Genomic DNA, 13,606 nt, shown 5'->3' with positions numbered 1-13,606 from the left:
CGTTATCGCCCTAAACTCGAAAACTCCCCTTATAAACCCACCTAATACTTAAAGCGATACGTGAAAACCGGCCAGTTGGGGAGGTATTTGACCAGTTTGAGGTAGCCGGGGACGAAGACTTCCCGTTTACCCTTCTTCAGCCCCTTTATTATTGCCCTAACGACGTCTTCGGGTTCTATTGAACCCTTCGGGTATGGCACGTTGTTCCGGGTGAAGAACTCCGTCTTGACCTGCTTTGGATAGACGCGCATGACACGGATTCCCCTATTCTTCAGCTCCCGCTCGAGGTTCACCGCGAGGTAGTGCAGTGCGCCCTTGGCGGCGCAGTAAGATGGAAGCTCGGGAACGTTCACGAAGGCGACCCCGCTGATTACGAAGACGACCGTTGAGCCGGGTCTAAAGAGGGGCAACAGCTCCCGCGTGAGCTCAATGGGAACCAACGCGTTAACCTTGAATAGCCTCTCGAGTTCTTCGTCGCTATGCTTAAGAAGGGGCTTCCTGAGTGCATAGCCGGCGTTGTTCACGAGGAGGTCGAGTTCCCCTATTCCAAGCTCCCTTAGGGCTTTTGCTATTCTTTCTGCACTGTTTGGCTCGCTTAAGTCAGCAACGATGTAGTCAAAGTCGCCGAGGGCCTTCAGCTCCTCGAGCTTCTCCCGTCTCCTTCCCACGCCAACAACACTGTAACTTTCATCAAGCAACACCTTCACGAGAAGCCTTCCGATTCCACCGGTTGCGCCGGTAACGAGTGCAATCATGTCAATCCCCGAAGAATTAACGAGAGAAGCGTTAAGAAACTTATTGGAAGAAGAGTGAGGGAAAGCCCTCACTCAAGGCTTATGCCGGCCTCTTCGAGGGCCTTCTTTATCTCCTCGTCGGAGGCACCGCGCTCGATGTTGACCTTCTCCGGAAGGGGCTCGAGGTGCTTGACGTTCATCCTCCTGCGCTTGACCTTGTTGAGGCCAGCGCCGGTGACGAGGACGAAGTTCTTGTCGATTATGTCGGCAACGACGACCTTCTGTCCGGCCCTCCTTCCAGCAATAACGACGGCAATCCTTCCGACCTCAATAGCTGGCATTCATCCCACCTCCTTCTTTTTGTTTTCCGGGCTTGAACCCGACCCCGCGTCGCCGTCGGGGTAAAGGTGGTCGATGGCGGCCTTCACAATCGCGAAGACCCCATCGGGACCCCATTTGGCAGTGTTTATGATTAAATCGTAAATCGACTTGTCCTCGATGTCGATACCGTAGAGGTTTAAATACCTTTTCCTGTTCTGTTTCTCCCTCTCGGCAATCTGGACGAAGGCCTCCTCAACGGAGACGCCTTCCCTTCTTGCAACCCTCTTGGCACGCTCCATTATTGGAGCGTCGAGCCATATCTTAAGGTCCGCGTTCTTGACCATCCATCCGGCGAGCCTACCCTCAATGACAACGTTACACTCCTTGGCTGCCTCGACCTGCCTCCGGTCAACTTCCCTATCTATCTCCGGGTGGAACTCGACGTACTTCTGGAATTCCTCCAGGGTCATTCCCCTTTCCTTCGCCATCTGCCGGAATATCAACCCGGCGTAAACGTGCTTGAAGCCGTAGTGCTTGGCAAGGTTCCGGCAGAGGGTAGTAGTTCCGGAACCGGCCAGACCACTGACGGTTATGACGAGGCAGCCCTTCGGCATAGGCGCACCTCAGCTGAGGGAAGCCCTAACCTGGGCCTTCATAACCTTCCTCATGCAGCTCGGGCAGAGGTTCGGGTAGGGTCTCTCGGGCCTCTTGGCGGTCTTCGGGAGCTTCCTGAGCTCACTCGGCCTTCCGCGCGGAACGCCGTTGAGGGGCCTTCCGCACATGGCGCAGTGGGCAACCTTGGGCTTCCTCCTCTCGAAGTGGATTACGGTTCTTCCTCCGGGAGTCCTAACGTACTTCCTCCTCCATGACCTTGAGCGGTACATCGGCTTCATTACTCTCACCTCGCAACCCCTTTCAGCGGAGCGTTTTTAAATTTATCCCATGTCGAGGAGCTTTCTGAGCACCATACCAATGACGTAGCTCGAAAGGATGTACCAGCCGAAGTAGCCAAGTTCACTTCCCGACAGAGCGGAGTGGTACATCTTGTGGAACCAGTCGAAGAGGAAGAAGTTAAAGGGAGCCTTGGCTATCGCGACCTCGGTGTACCATCTCCTGAGCCAGCTGAAGAATATCCAGAATATTGGCATCGTTAGGAACATTGGAACCATCTGTTGCTTCATAAGTTCGCCCTGCATCTTCATAAGCTCTAACTGCTTCTGCTGGGCCTTTCTGAGCTTCTTTTCATCACCGCTCTTCTGCGCCTCCCTCATTTCCTTCTGAACTTCCTTGGCGAGCTTCTGGAGTTTCTTCTGCTTCTCAATGTCCGTGAAGAAGTAGTAGAGCAACGTGTAAAACCCGCCGATTATGAAGCCCATGAACGTTATGACCCATAGCGGGTGGTAGTTCATCATAAACGGCCCAAAGACCTTGTCAAGGAACTGATAAATCCCCTCAATCATACTCACTCACCGCCAGGTCCAGCACTTGGACGAGTTCGTTAACCGCCTCTTCAAGACCCTTATCCTCGTGGTTCTCGATTATCTTTATGAGTGCGTTTGAGTGCATGGCGTAGCTCACCGCCGCGGCCCTGTTGAGGTCCTGGTGCCTCTCAATCTGCTCCTCGGTCTCAACGTCCCTGTCCCTCTTGAGGTCGCGGAGACGCCTTCCGAGTATCTCGCTCGGCGTCGCCTCGATTATCACTATGAAGTTGGGGTTTATGACCTCTATAACCTCCCTGGGAAAACCAAGTAAGTAGCCAACGGGAGTCCTTATGGTCGCGTGGGTGTCGAGCAGTACCGGTTCCTCCCGGGCTATCTCGACTATCTTCTGGGCGGCTTTGAGCTGGAGCTCCCTCTGCGTTTTCGGGTCGAGCTTTCTCATCTCATCCCTGTGCTCAACGAGACCGGCCTTAACGGCCTCTTCAAACATTAGGTCGCCGAAGTTTACGAGCCTGAACCTCGCACGGGTTCTCTTGAGGGCAAGTCTCGTAATGGTACTTTTGCCAACTCCTGGAATGCCTGTAATCATGACCACAAACGGCATAGCTCTCACCCAGGGAGTTCTGGTGGGGTAAGGAAGAACGGCCTTAAAAGGTTTTGCAAAAAGGAAAGGGTCACTTGGCGAAGAACCTTCTGAGGGCAGGGAACATCTCCGTTGCCTGCTCCCTCGCTATCTCCTCGTAGAACCTGTAGAGTATACCGACCGTCAGCAGTATTCCTGTTCCCGTACCCAGCGCTCCGAAGAAGTCCGCGAGCACTGCCACCAACGCCAGCGTGAATGAACCCCAGAATGTAACGTACGGTATGTAGCGCTGGAGGACCCTCTCAAGGATTCTCGGGTCGCGCCTGAAGCCCGGAATCTGAAGTCCTGCCTGCTGGAGCTGTCTTGCTATGCTCTTCGCGTCGAGTCCAGTCAGCTCAACCCAGAGGAAACCGAATATCAGCGACCAGAATATCGTCATTATCGCGTAGACGAAGGCCCTCCAGGGGTCGGCTATGACGTGGAAGATGTCCCTTGGTGGGTAGAGGTACGTGACGAAACCGCTGGTCGGGTATCCGTTCTCCCCAAAGGTTCCAAGCCAGGTTATGCCGTAGTTATTGAGGAGCCTGGCCCAGAGCTGTATGTTGGCGTAGAGCGCCATGGTGAGGATTATCGGGATGTTGCTGACGTACATGAACCTTATCGGGTACCTTCCGCGAACGGTTACACGACCGTAGCTGAGCGGAATCTCGACGCGCATGCTCTCAAGGTAGACGACGATGAGGAATACCACTATTGTTCCCATGAGCTTGACCATGTCCGGCAGGGTACCACCACGGTAGAGGGCACCGGTAATGTCCCCCTTAAGGAGGTGCTGTATGAACGCAGGGATAGCACCGACGATTGCCGGCTGGCCAGTGAGCGGGTCGATGTACTCCTTGCTCGGTATTGGCGCGAGGGCCTTGTAAATGACCGTCTGCGAAACTCCCGCGGCAATGAAGAGACTGATACCACTGCCTATTCCCCACTTGCTGACGAGTTCATCAAGGAGTATAAGCATAGTTGACGCGAATCCCAGCTGGAGGACTATCAGGAGCGCAAGGCCCAAGCCAATGTAGACGAACCCATCCGGACTCGTGACGGTCTGGAATGCACCTATCCCAGTGCTGACCTTACCAAACGCTCCCGCGAAGACGTAGATAGCCGCCTCGAAGAAGCTCATGAATACCGAAAACAGCTTCTGAGCGGCCTGGTAAAACCTCCTATCCTCGGGATTTGAAAGGTCGAGCTTAACTATCTCGGAACCAACGAGAAGCTGCATGATTATACTCGCGGTAACGATGGGACCGATACCCAGAGTTAACAGGGAGCCACTCCTACCCGCAAGCACGAAACGGAGCGTTGCAAAGTAATCCTGAACCTTGGGTGGGATTCCATACAACGGGATTTCAGCGAGTATGAAGTAGAGCAGTAGAACTATTCCGGTCCACATGAACTTCTCCTTGAGGGGAACGTGCCTCTTCGGCCTCTCAACCTCGGGGAAGTAGCGCTCTATGGCGTATACAATGTCCCTTACCTTTCCCATAGCCGACACCCGCCAAAAGTTGAAAGAAATCAGGCGAGGATGACCTCGCCACCAGCGGCCTTAATCTTCTCCTCGGCCTTGGGGGTAACGTAGTAGGCCTTGACAACGATGGCGCGGGTGAGCTTTCCTGTACCGAGAACCTTGTCAACGCCGAGCTGGGTGGCGTCGAAGACGAGCTTTCCTTCCTCCTCGTAGATGATGCCCATGTCCTTGAAGAGCTCGAAGTTCTCGTCGATGTCGCTCAGGTTGATGACCTTGGGGACGTACTGAACGGCCTTGGGCCTGTGGAATCCGCGCTTGCCGAGGCGGTCGGGGGCGTACTTGATGGTCCAGGTGAACTTCTGGTCCTTCCTCTTACCGGTACCGGCCATACCACGACCGCCCTTGCTTCCTCCTCCTCTGTGCTTCTTCTTGCACCCCCATCCGTGAGTGTGACTTCCGCGGAACTTCCTAACCTTCTTCCTCCTCCTAATCATCTCTCGCCACCTCAGAGCATTCTCTCAATGAGCTCGTTAATCTTCTCGCCCCTGTAACCTAAAGCCCCGCCTTCCTTGAAGGTGCGCTTCTTGCTTCCCTTCAGTCCTCCCCTCGGCGGGTGGAGCCTGAAGACGGGCTTGATGTTGGGTAAATCCCTGAGCTTCATCTCGCCGTTGATGACCTTATCGGCGAACTCCTCGATGGTCATTCCAAGCTTCTCCTGGACGTACTCGTCGGTTATCGGCTTGTTGCCGACGAGCCTGCCCCTCTTTCTGAGGAGCTTGACGAGGGTCTCCTTGTCTATTTCGCCCCAGGTGATGTAGTCCTTGACCTTCTGTATCATTCCACGGTAGCTCGGGTTGTCGTCGACTATGACGAGGTGGTTAATCCTGTGAAGGCGAAGCATGGCGAGGGTGTCCCTCACCTCTCCCCTCGCCCTAATCCCGCTCCTAAGCCTTATGAGTGCGAGCTTTGCCATCTTCTCTCACCTCACTCAAGGGTGAAGCTCTGAGGCATCGCCCTGCCAACGACGATACCGTACTTCTCCTCCATACCGGGCTGTATGGCAACGCGGTTGGTGTTGTAGAGGGCGTTGAAAACTGCCTTGGCGAAGTTGACGGTGGTCCTCGTCTCACCGAGGGTCTGAGACCAGACGTCCTGAACGCCAGCCAGGCTCAGTATCTTCTTGCCGACGTCACCGATGACCAGTCCAAGGCCACGCGGTCCGGGCATGAGCTTGACGCGGACGCTTCCCTCTTTGCCCTCGACGGCGAACGGAATCGAGTGTGGCCTCCTGCACCTGCACTCCCATGAACCGCAACCGCGCTTGATTTCGATGATGTTCATCTTGGCGTAGCTGATGGCCTTCCTGATGGCTATACCGACTTCCCTTCCGTGGCCGATTCCGAGGCCGACGTAGCCGTCCCTGTTGCCAACAGCTGCGAGAACCCTGAAGCGAATCCTCCTACCGCTGTCGGTCATTCTGACGGTGAGAGCGATGTCGAGCACTTCCTGATTCTCCCTGAGGTTGGTCTCGGGAAGGAGGACGTCGACTATCTCGGGCTCCTTTATCTGGTAACCCTTCCTGAATATCTCGTGAATGTCAGTTATCTGACCCTCCTTGACGAGCATGCCGAGCTTGGTCCTCGGCTCCCACTCCTCAAGAACCCTCTGGGCAATCTCTCTCGGGTCGCTCATTCTCTCGCCCCCTCAAACTTCTCGATTATCTTGGCCTTAACCTCTTCAAAGTGCTCGGGGAGCTTCTCGGGCTCAAGGCCCTTGACGAGGTAGCCACCAAACTGCTTCCTGTAAAGGGCCTCGTCCTCCTCCTTGAGGGCCTTGGCGTATTCCGCCACGTGCTCGCCCCTTATCCTGTAGTCCTCGGGGAATATCTCCTCGCTGTGCGGAACGTTCAAGCCAGCGTCAACGGCTCCCTTGAGGACGGCGAAGATTGAACTGCCCCTCGTCGGCGGGTGAAGGCCTATGTCGAGTATGGCCTCCTCAACGCCGGCCTTCTTTGCCTTGTAACCGATGAGCAGTCCGAGGAGGTAGGCGCTCGGGGTGTTTCCGGTGTGGCCCTTCCAGCCGAAGTCCCTGATAAGCTCCCTCGTGTGGGCGGAAACTATCGTCCTGTCGCCCTTCGGGTCGTAGACTATAATCTGCGCTATGTGGTGGTTGAGGGTCTTCCTCACGACGAGCCTCGGCTTCTTGCTCTTGAGGAGCTTGAGCCTCTTGTGGTAGTTGGTCTTACCCTCTCTCCTCCTCCTGAAGGGAACCCTATACCTTGGTCCTCTCGCCATTTATCTCACCTCACTCCTTCAAGATGCCGTGCTCCTGCATGAACAGGTAGAGCTGCCTCTTGTTCTTGAACTGGCCACCCTTGGCCCTGATGTAGAGCCTCCTGTAGGTGTGGGCGTCAATCTTGCCCTCGGCCTTGAGCTTCCTGAGTTCCTTCCTGAGGGCCCTTATGGTCATCATCCAGCGCTCCTTCTTGCCCATCCTGGCGGTCTTCTTACCCTTCCTGCTTCCGGGGCCCCTGTGGCGTCCCTTCTTCCTCGCCTCGTGGAAGGCCCTCGCCCTGGCCCTGCTCTGGCCCTTGATGGGCTTCTTCTTGATGACGCCGTCGTGGATGAGCCTCTTTATGTCCTCCCTTGTTATTGCCGCGGCAACGTCGTCAATCCTCTCGGGGTCAATCCAAACCCTGTTCTCACCGCACTTCAAAATGTCAGCGGCAATCCTTCTCTGCATCTTAAGCATGAGCATCACCTCGCGTTGAGGACCTTAATTCCGAGCTCCTTGGCCCTCGCGATTATAAGCTCCCTCTTCCTCGCGCCGACGGTTCCAGCTATCCTCGCGGCCTGCCTGGTCGGGTCTATTGCCTCGAGTTCCTTGACGTTGTGAACGAGGACTTCCTCGTAACCGCTCGGGTGAAGCCCGCGAACGGCCTTCGGTGAGCTCCAGCCTATGCTCGGTGAGCGGGGCTTGCCCTTCTTCTTGAGCCTCATCTTGCTGTCGATTCCCTTGGGCCTGCGCCACTTGGGGTTGTTCTTGAACTTCGGGTACCTCCACCACTCCTGACGGAGGAACTTGGGCTTCTTCCTCTTGAGCCTGGCCCTCACCCTAAGGAGTCTCGCCTTCTCGTCCATTTCTCACACCTCAGAACTTTATCGGCTTGCCAGCCTTCTCAACTATGTAAATACCATCCTGGAAGACACGCCTGTCCCACTTCGTTATCCTCGTGGCCTGCTCGATGTTGGCCGCGGTCTGGCCAACGGCTTCCTTGTCTATGCCCTCAACGGTTATCTCCTGACCGCGAACCTTCACCGTAACGCCCGGAAGGATTTTGGCCCTCCTCGGGTTCTTCTCACCGAGGAAGTTCTCGATGACGACCTCGTCGCCCTGGACCTTGACGGTGACCGGGAAGTGGCTGTAGACCACTTTGAGCTTATAGGTGAAGCCCTCGGTGACGCCCTTAATCATGTTGGCTATGTGGGCCTTGAAGGTTCTCGCGATGGCGATGTCCTTCTTCCTCGGGAACTCCTTGTAAACAACGACCTTGCCGTCCTCGGTGAATATCTTAACGCCCGGGTACTTGAGCTCCCTCTGGAGTTCTCCCTTGGGGCCCTTGACCTTGACGGTGTTGCCTTCGATGGTGACCTCGACTCCCTCTGGAATCTCAACCTCTTCCCTTATCCACGCGTCTATCGGCATCGCTCTCACCTCAGTAGACGTAGGCTATCAGCCTTCCACCGATGCCCTTCTCACGGGCCTCCTTGTGGGTCATAACGCCCTGGGAGGTGGACACTATGAGGATTCCGAACTCGAACGCTGGAAGGAACCTCTTCTCCCAGTACTCGTAGTCCCTGGCCTTGACGGGGAACCTCGGCTTAATCGCACCGGCCTTGTTTATCTTGCCGATGAGCTGAACGCGGTAGATGCCTGCCCTTCCATCGTCTATGAACTCGAACTCGCCGATGTAGCCGTTCTCCTGCATAACCCTGAGAACCTCACCGATGAGCTTCGAGGCGGGCTTTATGTAAACCTCCTTCTTTCCAACCCTCTCGCTGTTGGTCATGTGGGAGAGAGCGTTCGCAAGCGGGTCAAGCAGAGTCATCGCTTCTCACCTCACTCATACTTCTTGAAGCCGAGCTTTGGAGCGACCTCGCGGAAGCAGTGCCTGCAGAGCATAAGGCCGTGTATCCTGATTATCGGGCCGTACTGGCCGCAACGCATGCACCTTCTCGCTCCCTTACCAAACTTTCTCGGCTTCCTCTTGTTGTAATCAGCCTTCGCCATCTCACAATCCCTCCACGTTGACCTTGAACTCCTCAATAGCGAAGACTATACCCTCTTCCTTCGTCAGCTTGTGCTTGGCCGGTATCTTCCTCCTCTGCCTCTTCCTCTTGGCGACCCTAAAGCCGGGCCTCTCAAGGGTGACGCAGACGTCCATACCGAAGATACCTATCTCGGGGTCGTACTCGACGCCCGGTATGTTGATGTGCTCCTGGATTCCAAAGCAGAAGTTCCCGTGCTCGTCGAAGTTGCCGACGCTGAGCTTCCTGTCAACGGCCTCAAGGAGCCTGTCGAGCATCTCGTAGGCCTTCTTTCCACGGAGGGTGACCTTAACCGCTATCGGCTCACCGCGCCTTATTCCGAAGTCCTTGTTGGTCTGCTTCGCGCGCCTCCTTATCGGCTTCTGGCCGACGAGGCCCTGGAGCATCTTCTCGGCCTTGGTAAGCCTCTCACCGCTCTCGCCAACACCGATGTTTATGGTGAGCTTCGCAATCCTCGGCTTCCTCATCGGGTGAGCTTCCCAGTCTGCAAGGATAGCCTCCCTGTTAATCTGCATCGTCTCTCACCTCACGGAAGGGAAATCTCCGGCTTGTCCTTACCAACGACGAAGGCGTACTCCTTCAGGGTGTCAAAGAGCTCGCCGTTCTCGTCCTCGATGGTGACGACGTCGGGCCAGCCCATTGGGAAGTGCCTGACCTCGACTATCTTACCCTTCCTCGCGACGTTCTTACCCTGGGTAACGAAGACGTAGGCACCGACCTCGAAGGGCAGTATCTTGACTATCTGCCTCTCCGGAACCTTCATGATGACGGTGTATGAGGTCTTGTAAGCATCTTTCTCGGCAAGGCCAACGAGGTGGTTGGTTCCGTCGTGGAGGTTGAGCTGGACCTTCGCGCCCTTGACCATCCTCTTGTTGTCAATCCTGAAGGGCTTGAGCTTTGCCTCTTCCTCGCTTATCGGGTGGAGGATGAGCTTGCCAATCCTGTTGGGCAGAACCCTGTAGTGCTCCCCGGTTTCCGGAATCGAGACAACGTCCATGATTCCAACGGGGAACTTGTAGTCCTTCCTAACCCTACCGTCAACGAGTATCTTGCCCTCGTTGAGTATCTTCCTGGCCTCACGAGCGGTCTTGGCGTAGCCGAGGTAATCCCTGACTATGTAAAGGAGCGGTATGGAAGTCTTCATGCTGTGCGGACCCGGGCTCGGGCGAACGGCCCACTTGTAGGCCTTCCTGTGGATGTACCAAGCGGTCGGGGCGGCAAGTCTCTTAAGGTGCCTCTTCGGACCCTTTCTCGCCATCACTCAGCCCTCCTCTTAATTATCTTCTCTCTCCTCTCATCGTCAAGGTTGAGGTCAACAATCATCACGTTCGAGGGGTGGAGCGGGTAGTAAACCTCGGTTCCGTCGGTTCTCTTCTGGATGACGCCCTCAACGTGAATCCTGTACCTCTTGAGGTCGACCTCGACGACCTTTCCCTCCTTACCCTTGAAGTCTCCGCGCATGACCTTGACCTTGTCGCCGACCCTAATCGGGAGGTTTCTGACGCCGTACTTCTCCCTGAGGTCCTCGCTGAGGGTCGCGCTCATTATCTTGTTCCTAAGGTGAAGGGGAGCGTTGTAGAGGAACTTCCTCTGCTTTCTCGGCTGTTTCATATCAAGCTTCATAACTCTCACCTCACAGCACTATGCTCGCTATGCTACCGAGCCTGACCCACCTCTCGGCGGCCTCTCTGGCTATGGCACCCCTGATTTCGGTTCCCCTCGGGACGCCTTCGGGGGTAACTATCGCGGCCGCGTTGTCCTCGAACTTGACGCGCATGCCGTCGAGCCTTCTGTACTCCTTCCTCTGCCTGACGACGACAGCCCTGACGACCTGGTGCCTTATGTCGGGCCTTCCCTTCTTGACGGTCGCAACGACCATGTCACCGACTCCAGCGCTGGCAAGCCTCCTCCTGGTTCCCTTGTAGCCGACGACGCCGATTATCTGGATGACCTTGGCACCGCTGTTGTCGGCGACCTTGAGGTAGGCCCCAATCGGGAGCGCGCGGGTGGGCCTAACGGGGCTGATTCCCCTCGTCGCACCGGCACCCTTCTTGGCCATTGCCTCACACCCCCTCCTTCCTCTCGGCCCTCTCAAGGACGGCCACAACTACCCAGCTCTTGGTCTTGCTTATCGGCCTGGTCTCGGCTATGAGGACTTTGTCGCCGGTCTTGGCGTTGATGCACTCCGGGTTGTGGGCGTGAACCTTGCTCCTCCTGAGCTCGTAACGCTCGTATTTCTTGAGGTAGTGGTAGTACTGCCTCTCAACGACGACGGTCTTCTTACCCTTGTCGCTGACGACTATACCTTCAACGTATCTCCCGTGTATCTTGAGGTTCCCGTGCCAGGGGCACTTGGGGTCGTTACATACCTCAGCGGGAGGCTGAACCCTCAATCCAATCTCTCTCATTTCCGCCACCTCTTCTTGAGTCTCATCTCGGGCCTTCCAATCAAATCACGACCGTTGATTCGGATTTTCTCATCGCCGAGGTCGAACTCAATCTCGACCACGTCCTTTGGAACGACCCAAACCCTCTCCCCACCTATGGTGAGGGTGTTCCTCGTCTCGTCAAGGACGTAGCCCTCGATGCCGACCAGCTCTGGATGAGATGCCCTTATAATCTTTGCTTTGAGGCCTATGAGCTCGTGCCAGACTAGGTTTTTCCGCGTCACTCGACCTCGATGAGCTCCTCGGAAAATCCAAGGTCTCCGAGCAACTTCTTGATACGGTCCCTGTGGTCGCCCTGGAGCTCTATCCTTCCCTTCTTTACGGTTCCGCCACATGCCAGCTTCGCCTTCAGCTTCTTTGCTATGTCCTCGAGGTCGAACTCCTTCTCGTCTATGCCCTCGATTATGGTCTTAAGCTTTCCGTAGCGGGCCCTCTCAATGTAGACCCTAATCCTCTGCTGTTCCTTCAGGACCTCCTTAAAGAGCATCTCATCCAGAGGGTTCACAATCCTCGGCACCTAACCTCACCTTTTCTCCCTAAGCTTCTCCTTCTTTATGGTAAGCAGGCGCGCGATGTCGCGCCTGAGGTTGCGGATGACCATGGGGTTCTCGAGGGAAGCCCCCATGGTGAGCACGCCCCTCTCCTTGGCAAGCTCGAGGCGGAGCTCCCTTATCTTCTGCTCAATCTCCTCTATGCTCATCTCCCTAATCTCACTGGGCTTCATCGGCGCTCACCTCTTCCTCGACTATGTCCTTGACCTCAATCTCATCTGGCAACCTCGCGTCAGGTGGCATGATGGCAACCTTAACTCCTATAACACCGAGCTTGAGCAGGGCCTGAGCATAGCCCTTGCTGACGAGGGTCTCGGCCGGGTTGCCGACCTTGGCGAGGTAGCCCTGGTAGAACCTGACACTCTTGGCTCTCTCACCGGTGAGCTTTCCGCTGAGCCTAATCTCAACACCGCGAGCACCGTTCCTCATGATGGCCCTGATTGCTGAGTAAGCGGCCCTCCTGAAGTGGATTCCCCTCTCGAGGGCCTGAGCAAGCCTTACCGCCTGAACCTTGGCGTTGAGGTAGGGGTTCTTGATTTCCTCGACCTCAATCTGCGGGTTCTCGAGACCGAACTGCCTCTCGAGGATTCTGGTCAGTTCCCTTATCCTCCTTCCACCCCTGCCGATGACGTAACCGGGGCTCGCGGCAAAGATTATGACCTTGGTTCCAAGGGGAGTCTTCTTGATGTCAAGGCCTCCGTAACCGCCCCTTCTAAGTTCTTTCTCAAGGTACTCGTCGATGAGCATCTCCTTAACGCCTTCCTTGATGAAGTACCTCTCGATAGCCAAAGGTCTCACCTCCTAATCTCCTCGACGACTATCTCTATGTGGGTCGTCTCCTCGTTGAACGGGGTGGCCCTTCCAAAGGCCCTCGGGATGTAGCCCCTGAGGACCGGGCCTCTGTGCGCTGCCGCGTGGATTATCTTGAGCCTGTCGACGTCGAGGCCCTTCTGCTCAGCGTTGTTCTTGGCGTTGAGGAGTATCTTCTTGACGGCCTTGGCGACCTTGACCGGGTACCTTCCGGGGCCGAAGCCCTTGCCCGGCTTGTGACCCTGGCTGTCGTTGAAGCGCTTCATAGGAACGGGCCTTCTAAGGTTTATAACGTCGTCAAGGTACTTGAGGGCGTCGTTGAGCATCATACCCCTTATCTCCCTGAGGAGCTCGACGCTGTGCTTGGGTGAAATCCTGAGGTCCCTTCCGCTTGCGCGAGCCATCCTCTCGGGGTCAAAATTTTGGAATGAGTAGGAAAACCTGCCCCTGCTCATCTAAACCACCTCACTTGATTGCCACGAACATCGATGACCTGGTAGCTCCAACACCCGGTGAGCCGTGCTGGACTATCTTCCTCGTGAGGGCGAACTCACCGAGGTAGTGGCCTATCATCTCCTCCTTTATCTCAATCGGGACGAACTCCTTGCCGTTGTAGACGTGAATGGTAATGCCGACCATCTCAGGGAGGACTATCATGTCCCTGCTGTGGGTCCTTATGGGCTTGCTGTACTTGCCCTTCTTGGCCAGGCGAATCTTCCTGAGGAGCTTCTTCTGCTCCGGGCTAAGGCCCCTCTTGAGGCTTCTCCTCTGCCTGGCCGGAAGGAGCTTGGCGAACTCCTCAAGGGACATGTTGAGCAGTTCATCGAGCGTGTAACCCCTATACTTAAACTCCTTCTTTCTCGCCATC

Annotated in this window: 27 protein-coding genes; all 27 read right to left on the bottom strand. The window is 55.8% G+C overall.

Features of this window, described 5'->3' with window-relative positions; translation table 11 throughout:
• Positions 1-41: 41 nt before the first annotated feature.
• Positions 42-755: an SDR family oxidoreductase gene (locus tag E3E28_RS06420; protein WP_167914473.1), complete on the bottom strand. Its 714-nt coding sequence runs from the start codon at positions 753-755 to the stop codon at positions 42-44.
• A 68-nt stretch (positions 756-823) separates the two neighbouring features.
• Entirely contained in the window at positions 824-1,075 is a 252-nt protein-coding gene (locus E3E28_RS06415) for a 50S ribosomal protein L14e (RefSeq protein WP_042692860.1), read from the bottom strand.
• Entirely contained in the window at positions 1,076-1,669 is a 594-nt protein-coding gene (gene cmk / locus E3E28_RS06410) for a (d)CMP kinase (RefSeq protein WP_167914472.1), read from the bottom strand.
• A gap of 9 nt (positions 1,670-1,678) precedes the next feature.
• Positions 1,679-1,948, bottom strand: coding sequence for a 50S ribosomal protein L34e (locus tag E3E28_RS06405; RefSeq protein WP_042692855.1), 270 nt, complete (start codon positions 1,946-1,948; stop codon positions 1,679-1,681).
• A 42-nt stretch (positions 1,949-1,990) separates the two neighbouring features.
• Positions 1,991-2,515 (bottom strand): EMC3/TMCO1 family protein, encoded by a 525-nt coding sequence (locus tag E3E28_RS06400; protein ID WP_167914471.1) that lies wholly within the window; start codon positions 2,513-2,515, stop codon positions 1,991-1,993.
• The gene (locus tag E3E28_RS06395) at positions 2,508-3,098 is read right to left on the bottom strand and encodes an adenylate kinase (RefSeq protein WP_167914470.1); all 591 of its coding nucleotides are present in this window, start codon (positions 3,096-3,098) and stop codon (positions 2,508-2,510) included. Before E3E28_RS06395 ends, E3E28_RS06400 begins: the two co-directional genes overlap by 8 nt.
• 70 nt (positions 3,099-3,168) lie before the next feature.
• Complete coding sequence (gene secY, locus E3E28_RS06390) at positions 3,169-4,620, bottom strand: preprotein translocase subunit SecY (RefSeq protein WP_167914469.1); 1,452 nt, start codon at positions 4,618-4,620, stop codon at positions 3,169-3,171.
• Positions 4,621-4,649: 29 nt separating this feature from the next.
• Positions 4,650-5,096: an uL15m family ribosomal protein gene (locus tag E3E28_RS06385; protein ID WP_167914468.1), complete on the bottom strand. Its 447-nt coding sequence runs from the start codon at positions 5,094-5,096 to the stop codon at positions 4,650-4,652.
• An 11-nt stretch (positions 5,097-5,107) separates the two neighbouring features.
• On the bottom strand, positions 5,108-5,575 hold the full coding sequence (locus tag E3E28_RS06380) for a 50S ribosomal protein L30 (protein WP_167914467.1): 468 nt from the start codon (positions 5,573-5,575) through the stop codon (positions 5,108-5,110).
• Positions 5,576-5,586: 11 nt separating this feature from the next.
• Positions 5,587-6,294 (bottom strand): 30S ribosomal protein S5, encoded by a 708-nt coding sequence (gene rpsE, locus E3E28_RS06375; RefSeq protein ID WP_099209843.1) that lies wholly within the window; start codon positions 6,292-6,294, stop codon positions 5,587-5,589.
• Positions 6,291-6,896: a 50S ribosomal protein L18 gene (locus tag E3E28_RS06370; RefSeq protein ID WP_167914466.1), complete on the bottom strand. Its 606-nt coding sequence runs from the start codon at positions 6,894-6,896 to the stop codon at positions 6,291-6,293. Before E3E28_RS06370 ends, rpsE begins: the two co-directional genes overlap by 4 nt.
• Before the next feature lie 10 nt (positions 6,897-6,906).
• Positions 6,907-7,359, bottom strand: coding sequence for a 50S ribosomal protein L19e (locus E3E28_RS06365; RefSeq protein WP_206203809.1), 453 nt, complete (start codon positions 7,357-7,359; stop codon positions 6,907-6,909).
• Positions 7,359-7,742: a 50S ribosomal protein L32e gene (locus tag E3E28_RS06360; RefSeq protein ID WP_167914465.1), complete on the bottom strand. Its 384-nt coding sequence runs from the start codon at positions 7,740-7,742 to the stop codon at positions 7,359-7,361. Before E3E28_RS06360 ends, E3E28_RS06365 begins: the two co-directional genes overlap by 1 nt.
• Before the next feature lie 10 nt (positions 7,743-7,752).
• On the bottom strand, positions 7,753-8,307 hold the full coding sequence (locus tag E3E28_RS06355) for a 50S ribosomal protein L6 (protein ID WP_167914464.1): 555 nt from the start codon (positions 8,305-8,307) through the stop codon (positions 7,753-7,755).
• 10 nt (positions 8,308-8,317) lie between these two features.
• Positions 8,318-8,710 carry a 30S ribosomal protein S8 gene (locus E3E28_RS06350; protein ID WP_042692830.1) on the bottom strand — a complete coding sequence of 131 codons (393 nt, stop codon included), beginning with the start codon at positions 8,708-8,710 and terminating at the stop codon, positions 8,318-8,320.
• An 11-nt stretch (positions 8,711-8,721) separates the two neighbouring features.
• Positions 8,722-8,892: a 30S ribosomal protein S14 gene (locus tag E3E28_RS06345; protein WP_011250478.1), complete on the bottom strand. Its 171-nt coding sequence runs from the start codon at positions 8,890-8,892 to the stop codon at positions 8,722-8,724.
• Position 8,893: 1 nt separating this feature from the next.
• Positions 8,894-9,445, bottom strand: a complete 552-nt coding sequence (locus tag E3E28_RS06340) for a 50S ribosomal protein L5 (protein WP_167914463.1) — start codon at positions 9,443-9,445, stop codon at positions 8,894-8,896.
• An 11-nt stretch (positions 9,446-9,456) separates the two neighbouring features.
• Positions 9,457-10,188, bottom strand: coding sequence for a 30S ribosomal protein S4e (locus tag E3E28_RS06335; protein WP_167915269.1), 732 nt, complete (start codon positions 10,186-10,188; stop codon positions 9,457-9,459).
• Entirely contained in the window at positions 10,188-10,553 is a 366-nt protein-coding gene (gene rplX, locus E3E28_RS06330; RefSeq protein ID WP_167914462.1) for a 50S ribosomal protein L24, read from the bottom strand. The genes E3E28_RS06335 and rplX overlap by 1 nt, the downstream gene beginning before the upstream one ends.
• Positions 10,554-10,563: 10 nt before the next feature.
• A complete protein-coding gene (locus E3E28_RS06325) occupies positions 10,564-10,989 on the bottom strand; it encodes a 50S ribosomal protein L14 (RefSeq protein WP_068665902.1) in 426 nt (141 codons plus the stop codon).
• Between the two features lie 4 nt (positions 10,990-10,993).
• Positions 10,994-11,338: a 30S ribosomal protein S17 gene (locus E3E28_RS06320; RefSeq protein ID WP_099209835.1), complete on the bottom strand. Its 345-nt coding sequence runs from the start codon at positions 11,336-11,338 to the stop codon at positions 10,994-10,996.
• Positions 11,335-11,712, bottom strand: coding sequence for a ribonuclease P protein component 1 (locus tag E3E28_RS06315; protein WP_167914461.1), 378 nt, complete (start codon positions 11,710-11,712; stop codon positions 11,335-11,337). Before E3E28_RS06315 ends, E3E28_RS06320 begins: the two co-directional genes overlap by 4 nt.
• Positions 11,598-11,864, bottom strand: a complete 267-nt coding sequence (gene yciH / locus E3E28_RS06310) for a stress response translation initiation inhibitor YciH (RefSeq protein WP_206203870.1) — start codon at positions 11,862-11,864, stop codon at positions 11,598-11,600. Before yciH ends, E3E28_RS06315 begins: the two co-directional genes overlap by 115 nt.
• A 36-nt stretch (positions 11,865-11,900) precedes the next feature.
• Entirely contained in the window at positions 11,901-12,101 is a 201-nt protein-coding gene (gene rpmC, locus E3E28_RS06305; protein ID WP_042692814.1) for a 50S ribosomal protein L29, read from the bottom strand.
• Positions 12,088-12,717: a 30S ribosomal protein S3 gene (gene rpsC / locus E3E28_RS06300; RefSeq protein ID WP_167914460.1), complete on the bottom strand. Its 630-nt coding sequence runs from the start codon at positions 12,715-12,717 to the stop codon at positions 12,088-12,090. The genes rpmC and rpsC overlap by 14 nt, the downstream gene beginning before the upstream one ends.
• Before the next feature lie 5 nt (positions 12,718-12,722).
• Positions 12,723-13,193: a 50S ribosomal protein L22 gene (gene rplV / locus E3E28_RS06295; RefSeq protein WP_099209831.1), complete on the bottom strand. Its 471-nt coding sequence runs from the start codon at positions 13,191-13,193 to the stop codon at positions 12,723-12,725.
• 10 nt (positions 13,194-13,203) lie between these two features.
• Positions 13,204-13,605 (bottom strand): 30S ribosomal protein S19, encoded by a 402-nt coding sequence (locus tag E3E28_RS06290; protein WP_167914459.1) that lies wholly within the window; start codon positions 13,603-13,605, stop codon positions 13,204-13,206.
• Position 13,606 lies beyond the last annotated feature (1 nt).

Source organism: Thermococcus sp. 21S9 (genome assembly GCF_012027635.1).
GTDB lineage: Archaea > Methanobacteriota_B > Thermococci > Thermococcales > Thermococcaceae > Thermococcus.
The sequence above is the reverse complement of the archived record's forward strand: the minus strand, read 5'-3'. Positions and strand labels throughout refer to the sequence as shown.

Coding starts and splice junctions, on each gene's coding strand:
- E3E28_RS06420 (WP_167914473.1), bottom strand. CDS start 755: ATGATTGCACTCGTTACCGGCGCAACCGGTGGAATCGGAAGGCTTCTC.
- E3E28_RS06415 (WP_042692860.1), bottom strand. CDS start 1,075: ATGCCAGCTATTGAGGTCGGAAGGATTGCCGTCGTTATTGCTGGAAGG.
- cmk (WP_167914472.1), bottom strand. CDS start 1,669: ATGCCGAAGGGCTGCCTCGTCATAACCGTCAGTGGTCTGGCCGGTTCC.
- E3E28_RS06405 (WP_042692855.1), bottom strand. CDS start 1,948: ATGAAGCCGATGTACCGCTCAAGGTCATGGAGGAGGAAGTACGTTAGG.
- E3E28_RS06400 (WP_167914471.1), bottom strand. CDS start 2,515: ATGATTGAGGGGATTTATCAGTTCCTTGACAAGGTCTTTGGGCCGTTT.
- E3E28_RS06395 (WP_167914470.1), bottom strand. CDS start 3,098: ATGCCGTTTGTGGTCATGATTACAGGCATTCCAGGAGTTGGCAAAAGT.
- secY (WP_167914469.1), bottom strand. CDS start 4,620: ATGGGAAAGGTAAGGGACATTGTATACGCCATAGAGCGCTACTTCCCC.
- E3E28_RS06385 (WP_167914468.1), bottom strand. CDS start 5,096: ATGATTAGGAGGAGGAAGAAGGTTAGGAAGTTCCGCGGAAGTCACACT.
- E3E28_RS06380 (WP_167914467.1), bottom strand. CDS start 5,575: ATGGCAAAGCTCGCACTCATAAGGCTTAGGAGCGGGATTAGGGCGAGG.
- rpsE (WP_099209843.1), bottom strand. CDS start 6,294: ATGAGCGACCCGAGAGAGATTGCCCAGAGGGTTCTTGAGGAGTGGGAG.
- E3E28_RS06370 (WP_167914466.1), bottom strand. CDS start 6,896: ATGGCGAGAGGACCAAGGTATAGGGTTCCCTTCAGGAGGAGGAGAGAG.
- E3E28_RS06365 (WP_206203809.1), bottom strand. CDS start 7,359: ATGCTCATGCTTAAGATGCAGAGAAGGATTGCCGCTGACATTTTGAAG.
- E3E28_RS06360 (WP_167914465.1), bottom strand. CDS start 7,742: ATGGACGAGAAGGCGAGACTCCTTAGGGTGAGGGCCAGGCTCAAGAGG.
- E3E28_RS06355 (WP_167914464.1), bottom strand. CDS start 8,307: ATGCCGATAGACGCGTGGATAAGGGAAGAGGTTGAGATTCCAGAGGGA.
- E3E28_RS06350 (WP_042692830.1), bottom strand. CDS start 8,710: ATGACTCTGCTTGACCCGCTTGCGAACGCTCTCTCCCACATGACCAAC.
- E3E28_RS06345 (WP_011250478.1), bottom strand. CDS start 8,892: ATGGCGAAGGCTGATTACAACAAGAGGAAGCCGAGAAAGTTTGGTAAG.
- E3E28_RS06340 (WP_167914463.1), bottom strand. CDS start 9,445: ATGCAGATTAACAGGGAGGCTATCCTTGCAGACTGGGAAGCTCACCCG.
- E3E28_RS06335 (WP_167915269.1), bottom strand. CDS start 10,188: ATGGCGAGAAAGGGTCCGAAGAGGCACCTTAAGAGACTTGCCGCCCCG.
- rplX (WP_167914462.1), bottom strand. CDS start 10,553: ATGAAGCTTGATATGAAACAGCCGAGAAAGCAGAGGAAGTTCCTCTAC.
- E3E28_RS06325 (WP_068665902.1), bottom strand. CDS start 10,989: ATGGCCAAGAAGGGTGCCGGTGCGACGAGGGGAATCAGCCCCGTTAGG.
- E3E28_RS06320 (WP_099209835.1), bottom strand. CDS start 11,338: ATGAGAGAGATTGGATTGAGGGTTCAGCCTCCCGCTGAGGTATGTAAC.
- E3E28_RS06315 (WP_167914461.1), bottom strand. CDS start 11,712: ATGTGGCGGAACCGTAAAGAAGGGAAGGATAGAGCTCCAGGGCGACCA.
- yciH (WP_206203870.1), bottom strand. CDS start 11,864: ATGCTCTTTAAGGAGGTCCTGAAGGAACAGCAGAGGATTAGGGTCTAC.
- rpmC (WP_042692814.1), bottom strand. CDS start 12,101: ATGAAGCCCAGTGAGATTAGGGAGATGAGCATAGAGGAGATTGAGCAG.
- rplV (WP_099209831.1), bottom strand. CDS start 13,193: ATGAGCAGGGGCAGGTTTTCCTACTCATTCCAAAATTTTGACCCCGAG.
- E3E28_RS06290 (WP_167914459.1), bottom strand. CDS start 13,605: ATGGCGAGAAAGAAGGAGTTTAAGTATAGGGGTTACACGCTCGATGAA.